Source organism: Cellulomonas sp. NPDC055163 (assembly GCF_053607065.1).
Map to the genome: position 1 here is coordinate 76,984 of NZ_JBSGSU010000001.1, position 16,841 is coordinate 93,824.

The following is a 16,841-nucleotide window of genomic DNA, read 5'->3' on the forward strand; positions in this document are numbered from 1 at the left end:
TTTGAACCCCTCTGCCCCGGTCCTCGCCCTTGCCTGCTCCTTCCACTTTTTCGTTCCTCGCCTCTGGGCCTTCTGGTCCCGCCGCCCCAGGCCTGCTCGCGCGGGTGGGCGCCGCGGAGGCCGCCCGGTCGCGCTGGGCGTCGCTCGAGATGCTCAGCATGCTGAGTACCGCCATGCTGGGTCCCATGCAGACCACCAGCACGGCCGCCGCAGCCCCTGTGACGTCCCGGGACCGGGTCCGCCAGGTCACCGTCCTGGTCGGTGCCGCCGTCGCCATCGCGGGCGCCGCCCTCGGCTCCGGCGCGTTCGGCGGGCAGCCGATCGCCGAGGCCGCGGGCGGGGCGCTCTCCGCGACGGCGACGCCGCTCGCGCCAGACACCCCGGCGTTCTCCATCTGGTCGGTCATCTACACCGGCCTCGCGCTCTTCGCGGTCGTCCAGGCGCTCCCCCGCCAGGCCGCCGACCCCCGCCTGCGCGCCGTCTCGTGGTGGGTCCTCGCGTCGATGCTGCTCAACGCGCTGTGGATCGGCGTGGTGCAGGCCGGGTCGGTCCTGGCCAGCGTCGTCGTCATCCTGACGCTGCTCGCGGTGCTCGCCGTCATCCTCGTGCGGCTCGTCCGGATCCCGCACACGGGGACCGCGACGTCCTGGGTCACGGACGTCACCGCCGGGCTCTACCTCGGCTGGGTCAGCGTCGCGTCGCTCGCGAACATCGCCGCGATCCTCGCCGACGCCGGGGTCGGGGAGCTCGGCCTCGGTGCGACGGCGTGGTCCGTGGTGGTGCTCGCCGCCGCGGCGGCGCTCGCGGTCGCGTACGCGGTCGTCGGACGCACCCGCCCGAGCGTCGTGGTCCCGGCCGGGCTCGCCATGGCCTGGGGCCTGGCGTGGATCGGGCTCGGCCGCACGAACGGCCCGGTGGTCGACGAGACCGTCGCGACGGCGGCGTTCGTCGCCTCGGCGGTCGCGCTGCTCGCGCCCGTGGTCACGACCCTCGCGGCCCGCCGCCAGGCGTGACGCTCGCCGGCGGGGTCCGGTCCGCACCCGCGACACGCACCGGGACGGTGCGGGATGCTCGCACGATGGAGCTCGAGTTCAGCGGCGAGATCATCTACTGGCGCGGCCCCGCGCCGTACCACTACGTCCCCGTGCCCGGCTCGGAGAGCGCCGCCATCGGGGCCGTGGCGTCCCAGGTCACGTACGGGTGGGGCGTCATCCCGGTGCTCGCGCGGGTCGGCGGCACCGCGTGGGAGACGTCGCTGTTCCCGCGCGACGGCCGCTACCTCGTCCCCGTCAAGGTGGCGGTCCGCCGGGCGGAAGGGCTCGAGCTGGGTGACACGGTCACGGTGCGGCTCGTCGTGGGGCCCGCCCGCTGACCGTCCCGGTCGGCGAGGTCCCGCCCGGCGCCCCGTGCCGTCGCACGCTGCCCGGCTTGGCCACCCCCAGCCCGGCAACCCGCCGGCCCGCGAACCCCGCGTCCACACGGGCGGCCCGCCGCTCCCCCGCGTGGCTATCGTCGGTCCATGCCCCTCGCGCAGCCCACCACGTTCCCCGCCGAGCCTGGCGCCTGGCCGGCCTACCTCGCGAGCACCGTCGACGCGTCGCTCGACGACGCGCGCGCACTGCTCGCCCGCCTCAAGGACGGCACCGCGCGCACCGCCGTCGAGGTCCTCGACCTGTGGAACGACGCCGACGTCGCGATCGCGACCGCGTCGTCCGCCGCGCACCTGCTCGCCGAGGTGCACCCCGATCCCGACCTGCGCGCCGCCGCCGAGGAGCGTGCGCAGGCCGCGGAGGACCTCGTCACCCGGCGCGGGCTCGACCACGAGCTGTGGCAGGTCCTCGCCGCGACCGACCCCGAGGGTCTCGACGCGGGGGCCGCCCGGGTGCGCGAGCACGTGCTGCGCGACTTCCGCCGCGCGGGCGTCGACCGCTCGCCCGAGGACCGCGAGCGCCTGCGCGCGCTCGCCCAGAGGTGCACCGAGCTCGGCCTGGAGTTCGCGCGCAACATCCGGGACGACGTCCGCACCGTGCGCGTGCGCCCCGAGCAGCTCGCGGGACTGCCCGAGGACTTCCTCGCCGAGCACCCGGCCGACGACGAGGGCCTCGTGACGCTCACCACCGAGTACCCCGACCTGCTGCCGGTCCGCACCTACGCGTCCGACCCCGAGGTCCGCCTGGCGCTGACCCGCGAGCACCAGCGCATCGGCTGGCCGGCGAACGAGGCGGTCCTGGCCGAGCTGCTGCGGCTCCGCGCCGAGCGTGCCGTGCTGCTCGGCTACCCGGACTGGCCGACGTACGACGCCGAGGTCAAGATGATCGGCTCCGGGCAGGCGATCGCCGACCTCGTCGAGCGGCTCGACGCCCTCACGGCGACGGCGGCGGCGCACGACGTCGACGTCATGCTCGCCCGGTACCGGCAGGACGTCCCCGGCGCGACGGCGCTGACCCCGGCGGACAACCTGTTCTACGAGCAGGTCGTCAAGAACGAGCAGTACGACGTCGACGCCCGCGCCGTGCGCGAGTACTTCCGGTACGAGGCCGTGAAGCCGGGCGTGCTCGGCGTGATGGAGCGCCTGTTCGGCATCGCCCTCGAGCGCGTGGACGCCCCGACGTGGCACGAGGACGTCGAGGTCTACGACGTGACCGACGGCGGCCGTCCGGTCGGCCGCGTCTACCTCGACATGCACCCGCGCGCCGGCAAGTTCAACCACGCCGCGCAGTTCCCGCTGCGGCCCGGCATCGCCGGCCGGTCGCTGCCCGAGGGCGCGCTCGTGTGCAACTTCCCGACGGGACTGCTGGAGCACGACGACGTCCTGACGTTCTTCCACGAGCTCGGGCACCTGGTCCACGAGGTCCTCGGCGGGCACCAGCCGTGGGCCATGTTCTCCGGGGTCGCGACCGAGTGGGACTTCGTCGAGGCGCCGAGCCAGCTGCTCGAGGAGTGGGGCTGGGACGCCGGCGTGCTCGCGTCGTTCGCGACGGACGCCGCCGGTGAGCCCATCCCCGCGGCGCTCGTCGAGCGCATGCGGCGGGCGGACGCCTTCGCCCGTGGGGCGTGGACCCGACGGCAGCTCAACTTCACGGCGCTCTCCTACGGCCTGCACGCCGACCCGCCCGCGGACCTCGCGGCGTTCACCGCGGACGTCGACGCGCGGTTCGGCCCGTACACCCCGGTCGCCGACAGCCACCAGTACGCGGGGTTCGGGCACCTCGACGAGTACGGCTCCGCCTACTACACGTACCTCTGGAGCCTGGTCATCGCGAAGGACCTGCGCACGGCGTTCACGGACGGGCTCATGGACCCCGTGGTCGGCCGCCGCTACCGCGAGGCGATCCTCGCGCCCGGCGGGTCGGCGGACGCCGCGGAGCTCGTCGAGCGGTTCCTCGGGCGGCCGTCGTCGTTCGTGGCGTTCGAGGCGTGGCTCGCGGAGGGCACGGGGGTCTGACGGGCGGGGTGTCACAGCCGGGCTGCGGCCGGTGTCTTCATGTCGACGGAGTTCCCGCCCGACGACCCAGGAGCAGCCATGACCACCCAGACGCGCATCCCCCCGACCGAGGTCACCGGCGCCTACGGGACGCTCGTGAAGCTCGCAGCCCGCAGGATGCTCGGCCGGGTGCCCGACTCCGTGGGTGTGCTGTGGCACCACCCGACGGTCATGAAGGACGCGATGGGCCTCGGCCGCAAGGTCGAGCGCTGGGACGCTCTCGACCCGGACCTCGCGTCGTACGCGGCGATGGCGGCGGCCGCGACGGTCGGCTGCGGCTTCTGCCTCGACCTGCAGTACTTCGTGGCCCACAACCACGGGCTCGACGAGGCGAAGGTCCGCGAGGTGCCGCGCTGGCGGGACTCGACGGTCTTCAGCCTGCGTGAGCGCCGGGTCATGGAGTACGCGGAGGCCGCGAGCCAGACCCCGCCGGCCGTCACCGACGCCCTGTCGGACGCGCTCCTGGCCGACCTCGGGCCGGCGGCGCTCGTCGAGCTCGCCGCGAGGGTCGCGTTCATGAACATGTCGGCGCGGATGAACCTCGCGCTCGGGATCCGCTCCGAGCACCTGGCCGACTCGTGCGGGCTCCCGCCGCTCGCAGCGGCGGCCGGCCGGGCGGGCGCGGCCGGGGGGATCGCGTCGGCCCGCGTGCCCGGCTCGACGAGCGTGACCGGCGTCGTCAGCTCGACGGGCGCGACCGGCGTGACCGGCCCGACCGGCTCGACGGACGCAGCCGACGTGCTCGGCCCGGCGGGCCCGGCCGGCGTGCTCGGCCCGGCGGGCCCGGCCGGCGTGCTCGGCCCGGCGGGCCCGGCCGGCGTGCTCGGCACGACCCGTGCTGCGGACGGCCGGTAGGGGCGGACCGGTGACCCACGTCGCACCCTCGCAGGACGACCCGTTCGTCGCGCATCGCCGGCTGCTGTTCACCGTCGCGTACGAGATGCTCGGCTCGGCCGGCGACGCGGAGGACGTGCTGCAGGAGTCGTGGCTCCGGTGGGCGTCCGTCGACCGCTCGGAGGTCCGGGACCCGCGCGCCTACCTGGTCCGGGTCGTCACGCGGCAGGCGCTCAACCACCTGCGGACCGTGTCGCGGCGCCGGGAGGAGTACGTCGGCGAGTGGCTGCCGGAGCCGCTGCTCACCGGACCCGACGTGGCGGACGACGTCGAGCTCGCGGAGAGCGTCTCCCTCGCGATGCTCACCGTGCTCGAGACGCTCGGGCCCGCCGAGCGCGTCGTGTTCGTCCTGCGGCAGGTGTTCGACGTGCCGTACGACGAGATCGCCGCGGCCGTCGGGAAGACCCCCGCAGCGGTGCGGCAGATCGCGCACCGGGCGCAGGCCCACGTCGCCGCACGGCGCCCGCGGGTCCGGGTCGTCGCCGCCGAGCACGAGCAGGTCGTGACCCGGCTCGTCGCGGCGCTCGACACCGGCGACCTCGACGCGCTCCTCGCCGTCCTCGCGCCCGACGTCGTCGCGGTGGCCGACGGCGGCGGGAGGGTCCGCGGCGCGGCACGGCGGCCGATCGTCGGGGCCGAGCGGCTGGCGCGCTACCTCGTCGGCGGCATGGCGAAGGCCGAGGGGACCCTGGTCGCCACGGTGGCCCGGGTCAACGGCGAGGCGGGACTGCGGATGGAGCTCGACGGGCACCTCGTCGCGGTCGTGGCGTTCACCGTCGCCGACGGGCGCGTGACGCACGTGTGGTCGGTCGCGAACCCCGACAAGCTCGGGTGGCTCGGGGAGGAGGTGGATCTGAGCCGGTGACCCGGGCGGCCGGGCGCGCGCGGCCGGCCGGCCGCGCCGTTGACAGGCTTGAGAGAATCGGCTCGGACCCCGACCGCACGAGGAGGCCACGTGGTGAACCCGGGCCGGCCTGGGAAGGAGCTGACCGTGTCGCGGCTGACGCTCGGCAACGTCGTCAAGGTGGCGGCCGTCCTCGTCTTCCTGCCCCTGCTCGCGTACCTGGTGCTCGTCATCGGCGCGGTGCGGAAGGACCTCAGGACGGCCCTGGAGGGCCTGCTCTACGCCGGGGCCTTCTCCGTGGCGGTGTTCGTGCTCGACCTCTGGGGACCGCCCGCCCTGCTCGCGGTCGCCGCCATGGGTGCCTCGGGCGTCCGCTCCTGGCACCTGCGAGACCTGTGGCTCCCGGCGCGTAACCGGTGGTGGAAGCGGGTCCCGGCCGCCGTGTCCACCGTCGTCGAGGCGGCCCGCACGCGGCGCGCCGCCGCCGGCGCGGGGTCGGAGCACCTGCCCGCGGCGGTCGCACGGGTCCGCGTGCACGCGGACCGGAACCGGAACCGCCTGCCGGGGAACGCTCACGGGACCGTCCTGCACATCTGCCAGGTGCTGGACGCCGTGATCGCAGCCGAGCAGCGTGAGCCCACCGGGGACGCGCGGTTCGAGTACGAGCTGGAGGCGGTGACCCGCGAGTACCTGCCCGCCGTCCTCACGAGCTACCTGGCGATCCCGCCGAGCAGGCGGCAGGAGCGCCAGCCCGACGGGCGCACCCCCGACGAGGAGCTCACCGAGCAGCTGCGGATCCTCGCCGGCCAGGCCGACGCGCTCGACGCGAGCCGCCGCCGTCGCCTGACGGCGGAGCTCAGCACCACCGGCAACTTCCTCCGGGACAAGTACGGTCGCCGGCAGCCCGACGCCTTCGACTTCCGCGTCCCGTGAGCTCCGCCCGGCCGACCCCGCCAGGCCCGCGGCCGGGCCCACGGCGGGGTGATCCCCTTCGACGGCGCGCCGCTCGCGCCGAGTCCGCTCGGCCCGTCGCGAGGCGCCGACCGGCGCGCCAGGCCCGCGGCCGGACATGACAGAACCCCCCGCGAGACGCCCGTCCGGGCCCTCGCGAGGGGTTCTGCCACTTCACGGGCCTGAACGCATCAGAACCCAGAGCGGTAGCGGTGGGATTTGAACCCACGGTGGACTTTCACCCACACACGCTTTCGAGGCGTGCTCCTTAGGCCGCTCGGACACGCTACCTCGCCGAGAAGGGTACCCGGTCGGAGGCCGTGGTCCGTAATCGGAGGATCGACGGGTCGTCGCGACGGCCTGACGCACCCGGTTCGCGTCGGCCCAGCGGCCCGGCCACCGGTCGAGCGGGCGGCGTCGCGTCCCCGACCGCCGCGCCCGCCACCGCTCGCCACCGCTCGCCGCGAGCGCCGGCGCACCCCGTCGTACCGTGGAGCGGTGCCCACCCCGCCGAGCCCGCTCACGACCGGGTCACCGTCGTCCCCGGCGACCGCGGCCCCGCCGTCCGCCCCCGCGCCGCCCACCGGCACGGCCGCCGACGCCGCCGCGCTGCTGGCCGGCAGGCGCGTGACCGTCCTCACGGGCGCGGGCCTCTCGACGGACTCGGGCATCCCCGACTACCGCGGCCCGGACTCCCCGCCGCGCAACCCGATGACCTTCCAGCAGTTCGTGGGCGACCCGGCGTTCCGGCGGCACTACTGGGCGCGCAACCACGTGGGCTGGCAGCACATGCGCCGGACCGAGCCGAACGCCGGGCACCGGGCGCTCGCGGAGCTCGAGGCGCGCGGGGTGCTCGTCGGAGTCATCACGCAGAACGTCGACCTGCTGCACGAGGAGGCGGGCAGCATCGACGTCATCGACCTGCACGGCCGGTACGACCGCGTGATCTGCCTGAGCTGTGGGCACGTCGTCCCGCGGGCGTCGCTCGACCGGCGGCTCGACGAGCTCAACCCGGGGTTCGTCGAGTCGGTCGGCGCGGCGGTCGGGGACATCGAGATCGCGCCCGACGCCGACGCGGTCATCGAGACGACCGCGCACTTCCATGTCGCGGACTGCGAGCGCTGCGGCGGGATGCTCAAGCCCGAGATCGTGTACTTCGGCGAGAACGTGCCCAAGGAGCGGGTCGCCCGGGCGTTCGCCATGGTCGACGCCGCGGACGCGCTGCTCGTCGCGGGGTCCTCGCTCACCGTCATGTCGGGGCTGCGGTTCGTGCGGCACGCCGCGAAGGCCGGCATGCCGGTCGTCATCGTCAACCGCGGCGCGACGCGCGGCGACCCGCTCGCCACGCTGAAGGTGGACGCGGGCACCTCCGAGGTGCTCACCGAGCTCGCCCGGTCGCTGCCCCCGGTCTGACTCCGCCGTTCAGCCGGTCCGGTGCCCCGCGAAGAAGTCGCGCAGCACCGCGCCGCACTCGTCCTCGCGGACCCCGCCGACGACCTCGACCCGGTGGTTGAGCCGCCGGTCGCGCACGACGTCCCACTGCGACCCGCACGCCCCCGCCTTGGGGTCCCACGCGCCGAGCACGAGCCGCGGGACGCGCGCCAGGACGGTCGCCCCCGCGCACATGAGGCACGGCTCGAGCGTCACCACGAGGGTGCAGTCGTCGAGCCGCCACCGCCCGAGCGCAGCCGACGCGGCACGCAGCGCGAGGACCTCCGCGTGCGCGGTCGGGTCGCCCGCCGCCTCGCGCGCGTTGCGGCCGGTCCCGACGACCGCGCCGTCCGGCCCGACGACGACCGCGCCGACGGGCACATCCCCGGTCGCGAGCGCCGCCCGCGCCTCGTCGAGCGCGAGCCCCATGTGCCGCGCCTCGTCGAGCGCGAGCCCCATGTGCCGCGCGTCGTCGGCCGTCCCGGTCATGCGCCCCATCCTCGCGCAGACCCGCAGACCCGCAGACCCGCAGACCCGCAGACCCGCCGGCCAGCAGGCCCGCCGGCCCCACGCCGCACGTCCCGCGGATCCGCCCTGCGCCGGTCCGGGCCGCCCGGAGCGGGAGGCTCCGCCCGGCCCGCACCACCCCCGGCCGTCCCCCGGCCGTTTCCGGCCCGCACCGCCCCCGGCCGTCCCCGGCCGTCTCCGGCCCGAACCGCCCCCGGCGTCCCCCGGCCGTCCCGCAGTGTGGACGGACGGTAGGTTGGCCCCATGCGCCTGCACGTCGCCGACCACCCGCTCGTCGCCCACAAGCTGACGGTGCTGCGGGACAAGGACACGGCCTCCCCCACGTTCCGCCTCCTCGTCGACGAGCTCGTGACCCTCCTGGCCTACGAGGCCACGCGCGAGGTGCACGTCGAGCCGCACGAGATCGAGACCCCGGTCGCCCGGACGACGGGCACCAAGCTCGCCGACCCGCGCCCGCTCGTCGTGCCGATCCTGCGCGCCGGGCTGGGGATGCTCGAGGGCATGACCCGCCTGCTCCCGACGGCCGAGGTCGGCTTCCTCGGCATGCAGCGCGACGAGACGACGCTCGAGGCGATCACCTACGCGAACCGCCTGCCCGACGACCTGTCCGGTCGCCAGTGCTTCCTGCTCGACCCGATGCTCGCGACCGGCGGGACGCTCGTCGCGGCGATCGACTACCTGTTCGCGCTGGGCGCCCGGGACGTCACCGCGGTGTGCCTGCTCGCCGCGCCCGAGGGCCTGAAGGTCCTCGAGCAGGCCATCGGCGACCGGGTCGACGTGAAGGTCGTCGTCGCGGCCGTCGACGAGCGGCTCAACGAGAAGGCGTACATCGTCCCCGGGCTCGGCGACGCCGGCGACCGGCTGTACGGCGTCGTCTGACCGCACGCATCCCCGCCCGGCCCGCCGCCGCCCCGCGCGGACCGAGCGACCGGACGTCCCGGCCTCCTTCCGGCCCGGCACCCGCCTCGGCGCGGGGCCGGGCCGGACGTCTGCCTGGACCGTCTCCGCGGTCCTCATCCGCTTCTCACCCGCTGAGACCATCCCGCATAACGGTTGGCCGGGCCGCGTCGTGCGTGTGAGGCTTCGACCGTGATCTCCCCGCACCGCGCCGACCGCACCTGTCCGGTGCGCCGCGCGACGTATGCGGTCGAGGCAGCGACGTGTCGCTGGTCCTGACCACCCGGACCGCCCGACCCCGCCGCCTCGGCGCCCCCGCACGCTGCTGCCACGCACCCCGGAGACACCCCATGAGCCTGTCCGCCGACCTCCCGCCGTCGTTGAGACGCGCGCGCCCCGCGCCCGACCCCGGCGCACCGCTCGCGGGGCGCGCCGGCCTCATCCTCTACGTCGGGCTCGCGTCCGAGGAGGACACCACGGCCGCGACGGCGACACGTCCGGAGGACATCGCCGCCGCCGCCGAGATGCTGCGCGACCTCGCACGCGAGCTGCTGCCGGCCGCCGAGACGTTCACCGCGCTGTCGCTCGTCCCGACCCCGGCGCAGCCGGACGACGTGCGGACCGTGCGCGACCGGGTCACGCGCCTGCAGCTGCTCGACGCCTCCCCCGACGTCCTCGGCGGCTCGGGGGACGCCCGCTGAGGACCCGCGCCGCTGGTCGACCGAGGTCGGGGGACCACGTCGACCGGCGGCGCGACCCACGTGACGAGGCCCCCGGTGCAGGTGCACCGGGGGCCTCGTCGTGGTGTGGTACCTGTCAGAACGCCGGCAGGACCTCGCCGTTCGGCCACCGCTCCTCGATGAACGCCTTCACGTCCGCCGAGTGGAGCAGCTCGTCGAGCGTCGCGAGGGCCTCCGAGTCCTTGTCCTCGGAGCGGAACGCCAGGAAGTTCGCGTACGGGTTGTCCTCGCCGGACTCCAGCACGAGCGAGTCCTCGGCGGGGTTCAGGTCCGCCTCGAGAGCGAAGTTGCCGTTGATGATCGCGAGGTCGACGTCCGGCAGCGCACGGACGAGCTGCTCGGGCGCCGTCTCGATGAGCTCGAGGTTCTTCGGGTTCTCCGCGACGTCGAGCAGCGTCGGCAGCGCGTCGCCGGTGTCCTCGAGGGTGATGAGGTCGTTCGCCTCGAGCAGGTCGAGGGCACGCGCCTGGTTGCCGGGGTCGTTCGTGATGCCGACGGTGCCGCCGTCCGGCACGTCGTCGAGCGACTCGAGCTTCTCCGAGTAGATCCCGAGCGGCTCGATGTGGACGCCCTCGAAGTGGTCGAACTCGTAGCCCTGCTCCTCGACCTGCGACTCGAAGTACGGCAGGTGCTGGAAGTAGTTGGCGTCGAGCTCGCCCTCGGCGAGCGCCGTGTTCGGCAGCACGTAGTCGTCGAACGTCACGATGTCGAGGTCGAGGCCCGCCTCCTCGGCGAGCTCCTCGTCGACGAACTCGAGGATCTCGGCGTGCGGCACCGGGCTGGCGCCGACCTTGAGGGTGGTGATGCCGCCGGTCTCGGAGGCGTCGTCGGCTGCAGGGGTCTCCTCGGAGCCCGAGCCGCACGACGCGAGCACCAGGGCTGCGGCGGCGGTGAGCGCGAGGGTGCTCAGGGTCTTCCTCATGTGTCCTCCTCGGACGTGGGCCCTCGTGGGGCGGGTGGGGTAGGGGGGTGGGTGGGGTTCAGCGGTGGTCGAGGCGGCGCGCCACGGCGTCGCCCACGGCCTGGACGACGACGACGATGAGCACGATCACGACCACGCACGCGACCATCACGGGCGGGTCGAAGCGCTGGTAGCCGTACGAGATGGCGAGTGCGCCGAGGCCGCCGCCGCCGATCACCCCGGCCATCGCGGAGTACCCGACGAGCGCGATGACCGTGACCGTGAGGCTCGCGACGAGCGCCGGGAGCGCCTCGCGGACGAGCACCTGCACGACGATCCCGGAGCGGGTCGCGCCGATGACGCGCGCGGCCTCGACCTTGCCGGGGCTGACCTCGCGCACGGAGGTCTCGACGAGCCGCGCGAAGAACGGCACCGCGCCGATGGTCAGCGGCACGACCGCCGCCTCCCAGCCGAGCGAGGTCCCGACCACCAGGCGCGTGAACGGGATGACCGCGATCATGAGGATGAGGAACGGCACCGACCGCACGACGTTGGCGACGAAGCCCACGACGCCGTTGACCAGGGCGTTCGACGTGATCCCACCGCGCGCGGTCGCGGCGAGCAGCAGCCCGAGCGGCAGGCCCAGCACGGCGGTGAGCAGCGAGGACACACCGACCATCGCCAGCGTCTCGAACGTCGCCTCCGGGAGCTTCTCCTGGATCACGGGGCTCGTCACGAGGTCGTCGAGGAAGCTCATCGGGTCACCCCCGCACCGGTCGCGCGGGCGGCGCCGCCGGCGCCCGGATCCCCGTCGGCGCTGACGACGGCGTGCAGGCCGACGGCGTGCAGCCGGTCGAGCGCCGCCGGCACGTCGGCCGCGGGCACGTCGAGCTGGAGGCGCCCGACCCGCCGACCTGCGAGCGTCTCGATCGTGCCCGCCGCGACCTCGACCCCCGTGCCGAGGGCCGCCACGGCCGCGAGCACGTCCGCGGTCGGGACGTCGTCGGTCGAGTAGGCGACCTCGACGAGCTGGCGCTCCTCGCCGAGCGGCAGGTCGGGCACCGGGATGAGCTCGCGCGCGAGCCGCGACCCGTACGCCGCGACGACGTCCGCGACCGCCCCCTGCTCGGCCACGCGCCCGTGGTCGAGCAGCGTCACGGAGTCGCAGATCTCCCGGACCACGGCCATCTCGTGCGTGATGATCAGCACCGTGATGCCCAGGCGGTCCCGCAGGTCGCGGATCAGGCCGAGGATCTGCCGGGTCGTCGCGGAGTCGAGCGCCGACGTCGGCTCGTCGCACAGCAGCACGGCGGGCTCCGTCGCGAGCGCCCGGGCGATGCCGACCCGCTGGCGCTGGCCGCCCGAGAGCTGCGCGGGGTAGGCGCCCGCGCGGTTCCCGAGCCCGACGAGGTCCAGGAGCTCCTGCACGCGCGCCGCCCGCTGCGCGCGGGGCACCCCGGCGACCTCGAGCGGGTAGGCGACGTTCTGCGCGATGGTCCGCGAGTCGAGCAGGTTGACGTGCTGGAACACCATCCCGATGCGGCGCCGGGCCTCCCGCAGCCGCGCCTCGGGCAGCGCCGAGAGCTCCTCGCCGTCGATCACCACGGCGCCGGACGTCGGGCGCTCGAGCACCGTCAGGCACCGGATCAGCGTCGACTTCCCGGCGCCCGAGCGGCCGACGATGCCGTGGATGCGCCCGCGCTCGACCGCCAGGTCGATCCCGTCGAGCGCGACGACCTCGGCGGTGGCGCCCGCGCCCGGGTAGACCTTGCGCAGCGCCGTCAGGCGGATGTGGGGTTCGGTGCTCACGAGGTCCTCGGAGGTCGTGCCGGACGGCGGCGGGCCGACGCGCGGCGGCCGCTGTGCCAGGGAAGGGTCCGTGCTGGTGCGTGCCCGTCCGTGGGAGGACGGTCGGAGCGCAGGGCTCCACGGGCGCCGGCGGGCGGCGCGACGGGGCGGGAGTCAGCTCAGAGGCTGCGACACGCCCCGGGACAGCACATTCGACACGCGACGCGCGCAGGCGTCGGGCTGTCGGTGCTCGTCCCGGTCACAGGACCTATTGGACCACAGCGGGTGAGCGACGCAGAAACCGGCTCGCACCGGGCGACCCGCGGACGCCGCGCGGCGGAGCGCACGGGTCGAGCGCGCCGCGAGGGTCAGCGGCCGGCCGGACGCGTCTCGACCGTGACCACGCCGAGCACGTAGTCGTCGTGGTCCGGGGCGGCGGACGTCGGCCGGAGCACGGCGGTCGAGCCGGTCGTCGGGACGCGCGCGAAGCCCTTGGCGTCAACCATCAGGGAGTTCGGGGACGCGTAGCCCGTCGCGGTCCCGTCGAACGCGTTGTCGGGGCTGCCGACACTCGACCCGGCGCGCTTCGGCGTGAGCGCCGAGCCGTCGAGGAGGAGGCGGTCGCCGCGCAGGCCGCGGTCGCCCTCCCAGGCGACGACGCCGATCCGCGCGCTCCCGCCGGCCTCGGTCGCGACCGTCAGGGTCGGCGTGCTCGCGTCCCGCGCCCGCAGCGGAGTGTCGTGCACCGCCACCTGGCCCCCCTCCGGGTCCGCGTAGACCACGACCAGGGCCCAGCCCGCGTAGGCGTCGACGAGCGAACCGTCCCGCAGGTCGGCGATGTCCGCGACGGACCACGCGCCCGCCCCGTGCTGGGACACCAGTGCGGTGACGTCGGCGAAGGCCTGGAACTCGCTCGGCCGGCCCGAGCCGTGCTCGGCGAGCACGGTGACCTTGCCCGTGACGGGCGTGTACCCGACGGTCCCGGGCGGGCGGACCGAGATCCGCTCGACCGCGGGGAGCGGGTTCGCCCGCGTGTGGACGCTGTTCGACGCCCAATACAGCCCGGCCCAGGCGACCTCGCGGCCGGCCGGGAGGTCCAGCGTCGCGGACGACGAGACCGTGCGCCCGCCCGCCGCGTTGAGCGGGACGAGGGTCAGGTCGTCGCTGCCGGACGTCCCTGCGAGCGCCGGCGTGCACGCGTCACGCGGGCCGCGGGCCGTGCACGTCAGGAGCGGCGCACCGATCTCGGTGACGGTGTGCCCGGAGCCCGGCGAGACGTAGCGCGGGGTCGCCACGGGTGCCGTCGGGCTCCCCGACGGGGTCGGGGTCGGCGTCACGCTGGGCGTGGGCGTCGGCGTGACCGTGGGGGTCGGCGTCGGCGTGACCGTGGGGGTCGGCGTCGGCGTGACCGTCGGGGTGACCGTCGGCGTCGGCGTCGCGCTCGGCGTCGGCGAGACCGTCGGCGTCGCGCTCGGTGTCGGGCTGACCGACGGCGTGGGCGTCGCGCTCGGCGTCGGCGTGACCGACGGCGTGGGCGTGGGCGTCGGGTCGGGGCCGTACGGGAGCGCCCGGACCAGGACGCGCGCCGCGGGGAAAGGTCCGGCGACGCCGGGCGTCTCGACCGCGATCTCCGCGGTGCCGAGCGTCCCGTGCTCCGACATCCCGTTCTTCACGAGCCGCGCACCGACCTGGACCGCGGCACCGGCAGCCAGGGGCGCGCCCGTGCACACGACGGTGTCCCCGCCTGCCCCCGGCTCGTACGGCGACTGCGGCGGGCTGCAGGCCCACCCGAGGGTCGTCACGGGGTCCGCGGCCCAGCGCGCCCCGTCGGGGGCGGTGAGCCGCAGCGTCGGGACGTCGACCGTGCGCCCGCCCACGTTCGTCACCGTCACGGGGACGTCCACCTGGGCGTCCGGCCCGGCGAGCTCGACGGCGCCCGCGGCGGACGTCACCTGCAGGTACCCGTCGACGCCGAGCGCGAGGCGCTGGTCCTGGCTGCGTCCTGGCGCGTCCGGCTGCAGCGAGTACACGAGCGCGGTGTCGAGGGCACGCGCCGCGGAGCCGTCGGCGTAGAGGCCGAGCGTGAGGTCGACGGCCGTGCTGCGCCCGGGCAGCGAGTGCCCGCTCGCGAGGCCGCACGTGACGACGTCACCGGTCCCCGCCGACGCGGCGGTGCACGCCCACAGGTCTCCCGCGGGCGGCGGGACGGCGTGCACGCCGGCCGGGAGCCGCAGCGTGATCCCGGCGGCGCTGGTCGCGCTCTGCCCCGCGTTCAGGAGGTCGAGCGTGAAGGGGCGCGCGTGGCGGGCGTCGCCCGAGGGGACGACGAGCGGCACGGAGGTCGCCGAGCCGCCGTGCGCGAGGCGCGGGGCGGACGCGGCGATCGGGGTCCGCAGGGAGATCGGCCTGGTCTGCGTCGCGAGTCCCGTCCCGCGGACCGCGATCGTGACCTCGGCGGCGGGGTCGGCGTCCACCGTCTCGTCCGCGACGACCTGCAGGACGAGGCGCGCGGACGCGTTCGGCGGCAGCGTGTCGAGCGTGCACTCGGCCACCGAGCGCCCGGCCCCGGCGGTCCGCGCCGGGCCGCACACCCACGTCGTCGACTCGGGCGCCACGGCGAACCGGCCCGCGGCGCCGCCCGCGAGCGCGATGGGCGCGAGCTCGGTGCGGACCTCGTCGATGTTCACGCCGCTCGGCAGCGTCACCGTGGCGACCAGGTCCGTCGCCGCCAGGCCGCCGCTGTTGACGAGCTCGACGCTCAGCCGGTTGGACGCGCCCGCGGTCAGGACGACGTCGGCCTGGGTCGCCGCGACGCCGATCGTCGCGGGGGCCGGCGGGGGCGTCGTCTCGTCGGGGTCCGGCTCCGGCTCGAGCGTCACGTCGGGGTCCGGCTCGGCGTCGGGATCGACGCCCGTCCCCGCCCGCGGTGCCGTCGTCGGGCTCGTGCGCGGGCCTGCCACGCCCGTACCCGTGGCGTCCTCGTCGGACGGCGTGGTGGTGTCGAGCTCGTCGTCGGGCTCCGCCTCGAGCGTCGGCAGGTCCGTGGGGGCGATGGTCGGTAGGACGGTCGGCGTCGGCGACGCGGACGGGCGCAGGGTCGACGTGGGTGTCGGCGACGCGGAGGCGAGCGGCCCGTCGGCCTCGCTGGTGGGTGCGGCGTCGCCCGAGAACACGCCGAGGACCCCGCCGACGGCCACCGCGGCACCCACGGCCACCGTCGCCGCGACAGCCCCGAGCACCCCGACGGGCAGCGCACCCACGAGCGCCGCCAGTCCCGTGGCGCCCGCGGCACCCGCGGCCGCAGCCGCCGAGCCCGCCGCGGCCCCCGTGGTCGCCCCGACCGCGCCGGCACCGACCGCGACGCTCGCCGCACCGGTGCCCGCCGCCGCGCCCGCGCCCGTGCCGGCCGCTCCCGCACCGGCCCCGGCCGAGGCACCCGCCCCGGCTCCGGCACCGGCGCCCGCACCCGCGGTCCCCGCCGTGCCGGCCTCCCCCAGGGCTGCGAAGCCCGACGCGATGCCGCCGCCGATCGGCAGGCCGTGCGACAGCGCGCCGAGCCCGAGCACGCCGAGCACGAGCGGCGCGACGACGACGCGCATGCCGTGGTTGACGTCGCCGAGCTCGAGCAGCAGCGCCCGGCAGTCCCCGCACGTCTCGACGTGCGCGTCGACCTGCGCGGTCTCTCGCTTGGCGAGCCCGCCGCGCACGTACGAGCCGAGCTTGCCGGAGACGCCACGGCAGCCCTCGGTGAGCGGCTCCTGCAGGTGCTCCTGCAGGTAGGCCTGGCGCAGGCCCTCCCGGGCGCGGTAGGCGAGGGCGGCGACGCCGTTCGCGCTGAGCCCGAGCAGCGGCGCGATCTGGGCCGGGCTCATCGCCTCGACCTCGGTGTACCAGAGCACGGCCTGCCAGCGCTCGGGCAGCGTGCGGTAGGCGCGCGACACGACGCCGCGCTCGAAGCCCTCGAGCGCGGGGTCCTCGGTCGACGCGGCCGGGCCGACGGCGGACTCGAACGTCGTGACGTCGTCGGTGGGCTCGACGCGGCGCCCGCCCTGGACGCGGAGCATGCCGAGGCGCCGGACGACCGTGAACAGGTACGCGCGGAAGGCGACGTCCGGGCCGCCGCCGGTCTGGATGATCGAGTAGACCTTCGTGAACGCGTCGGCGACGACGTCCTCGGCGTCGGCGGCGGAGTTCGTGTACTGGCGCGCGACGGCCCACGCGGCGCCGGCGTGGCGCTCGTACAGGTGGCCGAACGCGTCCGAGTCGCCGGTCCGGGCAGCAGTGATCAGCTCGGCGTCGCTGAGGACCGTGTCCTCGACCCCGGCGCTGCTCATCCGCACCGCTCCTCGCTCGTCGTCCTGCGCGCGGCCGCTCCCCCAGGGC

Annotated in this window: 14 protein-coding genes and 1 tRNA gene; 9 read left to right on the forward strand and 6 right to left on the reverse strand. The window is 75.8% G+C overall.

All coding sequences use genetic code 11. The features are described 5' to 3' along the window. Positions 1-185: 185 nt before the first annotated feature. The 6 genes from ACWFNE_RS00335 to ACWFNE_RS00360 all read left to right on the forward strand — a co-directional run bounded on the left by ACWFNE_RS00335 (position 186) and on the right by ACWFNE_RS00360 (position 6,155). Positions 186-1,013, forward strand: coding sequence for a TspO/MBR family protein (locus tag ACWFNE_RS00335; protein WP_452120461.1), 828 nt, complete (start codon positions 186-188; stop codon positions 1,011-1,013). Positions 1,014-1,078: 65 nt separating this feature from the next. Continuing rightward, positions 1,079-1,372 carry a DUF1905 domain-containing protein gene (locus tag ACWFNE_RS00340; RefSeq protein ID WP_452120462.1) on the forward strand — a complete coding sequence of 98 codons (294 nt, stop codon included), beginning with the start codon at positions 1,079-1,081 and terminating at the stop codon, positions 1,370-1,372. A 147-nt stretch (positions 1,373-1,519) separates the two neighbouring features. After that, positions 1,520-3,445 (forward strand): M3 family metallopeptidase, encoded by a 1,926-nt coding sequence (locus ACWFNE_RS00345; RefSeq protein WP_452120463.1) that lies wholly within the window; start codon positions 1,520-1,522, stop codon positions 3,443-3,445. A 78-nt stretch (positions 3,446-3,523) separates the two neighbouring features. Continuing rightward, positions 3,524-4,339: a carboxymuconolactone decarboxylase family protein gene (locus ACWFNE_RS00350; RefSeq protein ID WP_452120464.1), complete on the forward strand. Its 816-nt coding sequence runs from the start codon at positions 3,524-3,526 to the stop codon at positions 4,337-4,339. A 10-nt stretch (positions 4,340-4,349) separates the two neighbouring features. Next, positions 4,350-5,243 carry an RNA polymerase sigma-70 factor gene (locus ACWFNE_RS00355; RefSeq protein WP_452120465.1) on the forward strand — a complete coding sequence of 298 codons (894 nt, stop codon included), beginning with the start codon at positions 4,350-4,352 and terminating at the stop codon, positions 5,241-5,243. Between the two features lie 126 nt (positions 5,244-5,369). After that, positions 5,370-6,155, forward strand: a complete 786-nt coding sequence (locus ACWFNE_RS00360; RefSeq protein ID WP_452120466.1) for a hypothetical protein — start codon at positions 5,370-5,372, stop codon at positions 6,153-6,155. 222 nt (positions 6,156-6,377) lie between these two features. Here the strand turns inward: ACWFNE_RS00360 and ACWFNE_RS00365 are convergent. Continuing rightward, a tRNA-Ser gene (locus tag ACWFNE_RS00365) sits at positions 6,378-6,464 on the reverse strand. A 318-nt stretch (positions 6,465-6,782) separates the two neighbouring features. On the opposite strand from ACWFNE_RS00365, the gene ACWFNE_RS00370 reads away from it, so the two are divergent. Continuing rightward, positions 6,783-7,586 carry an NAD-dependent protein deacetylase gene (locus tag ACWFNE_RS00370; RefSeq protein ID WP_452121121.1) on the forward strand — a complete coding sequence of 268 codons (804 nt, stop codon included), beginning with the start codon at positions 6,783-6,785 and terminating at the stop codon, positions 7,584-7,586. A gap of 9 nt (positions 7,587-7,595) precedes the next feature. Here the strand turns inward: ACWFNE_RS00370 and ACWFNE_RS00375 are convergent, their stop codons facing one another. Then, positions 7,596-8,093 carry a nucleoside deaminase gene (locus tag ACWFNE_RS00375; RefSeq protein ID WP_452120467.1) on the reverse strand — a complete coding sequence of 166 codons (498 nt, stop codon included), beginning with the start codon at positions 8,091-8,093 and terminating at the stop codon, positions 7,596-7,598. Between the two features lie 282 nt (positions 8,094-8,375). On the opposite strand from ACWFNE_RS00375, the gene upp reads away from it, so the two are divergent. Further along, entirely contained in the window at positions 8,376-9,011 is a 636-nt protein-coding gene (upp, locus tag ACWFNE_RS00380; protein ID WP_452120468.1) for a uracil phosphoribosyltransferase, read from the forward strand. A gap of 368 nt (positions 9,012-9,379) precedes the next feature. After that, positions 9,380-9,730, forward strand: coding sequence for a hypothetical protein (locus ACWFNE_RS00385; RefSeq protein WP_452120469.1), 351 nt, complete (start codon positions 9,380-9,382; stop codon positions 9,728-9,730). Between the two features lie 115 nt (positions 9,731-9,845). On the opposite strand, the gene ACWFNE_RS00390 is transcribed toward ACWFNE_RS00385, so the two are convergent. The 4 genes from ACWFNE_RS00390 to ACWFNE_RS00405 form a co-directional block, all read right to left on the reverse strand. Next, a complete protein-coding gene (locus tag ACWFNE_RS00390) occupies positions 9,846-10,691 on the reverse strand; it encodes a MetQ/NlpA family ABC transporter substrate-binding protein (RefSeq protein WP_452120470.1) in 846 nt (281 codons plus the stop codon). 58 nt (positions 10,692-10,749) lie between these two features. Next, positions 10,750-11,427 (reverse strand): methionine ABC transporter permease, encoded by a 678-nt coding sequence (locus tag ACWFNE_RS00395; protein ID WP_452120471.1) that lies wholly within the window; start codon positions 11,425-11,427, stop codon positions 10,750-10,752. Then, a complete protein-coding gene (locus ACWFNE_RS00400) occupies positions 11,424-12,479 on the reverse strand; it encodes a methionine ABC transporter ATP-binding protein (RefSeq protein WP_452120472.1) in 1,056 nt (351 codons plus the stop codon). Before ACWFNE_RS00400 ends, ACWFNE_RS00395 begins: the two co-directional genes overlap by 4 nt. A gap of 347 nt (positions 12,480-12,826) precedes the next feature. Continuing rightward, entirely contained in the window at positions 12,827-16,792 is a 3,966-nt protein-coding gene (locus ACWFNE_RS00405; protein WP_452120473.1) for a sigma-70 family RNA polymerase sigma factor, read from the reverse strand. Positions 16,793-16,841: the final 49 nt, after the last annotated feature.

Excerpts from the sequence above, each read along its gene's own strand:
- ACWFNE_RS00335 (WP_452120461.1), top strand. The coding sequence starts at position 186 with ATGCAGACCACCAGCACGGCCGCCGCAGCCCCTGTGACGTCCCGGGAC.
- ACWFNE_RS00340 (WP_452120462.1), top strand. The coding sequence starts at position 1,079 with ATGGAGCTCGAGTTCAGCGGCGAGATCATCTACTGGCGCGGCCCCGCG.
- ACWFNE_RS00345 (WP_452120463.1), top strand. The coding sequence starts at position 1,520 with ATGCCCCTCGCGCAGCCCACCACGTTCCCCGCCGAGCCTGGCGCCTGG.
- ACWFNE_RS00350 (WP_452120464.1), top strand. The coding sequence starts at position 3,524 with ATGACCACCCAGACGCGCATCCCCCCGACCGAGGTCACCGGCGCCTAC.
- ACWFNE_RS00375 (WP_452120467.1), bottom strand. The coding sequence starts at position 8,093 with ATGACCGGGACGGCCGACGACGCGCGGCACATGGGGCTCGCGCTCGAC.
- upp (WP_452120468.1), top strand. The coding sequence starts at position 8,376 with ATGCGCCTGCACGTCGCCGACCACCCGCTCGTCGCCCACAAGCTGACG.
- ACWFNE_RS00385 (WP_452120469.1), top strand. The coding sequence starts at position 9,380 with ATGAGCCTGTCCGCCGACCTCCCGCCGTCGTTGAGACGCGCGCGCCCC.
- ACWFNE_RS00390 (WP_452120470.1), bottom strand. The coding sequence starts at position 10,691 with ATGAGGAAGACCCTGAGCACCCTCGCGCTCACCGCCGCCGCAGCCCTG.
- ACWFNE_RS00395 (WP_452120471.1), bottom strand. The coding sequence starts at position 11,427 with ATGAGCTTCCTCGACGACCTCGTGACGAGCCCCGTGATCCAGGAGAAG.
- ACWFNE_RS00405 (WP_452120473.1), bottom strand. The coding sequence starts at position 16,792 with ATGAGCAGCGCCGGGGTCGAGGACACGGTCCTCAGCGACGCCGAGCTG.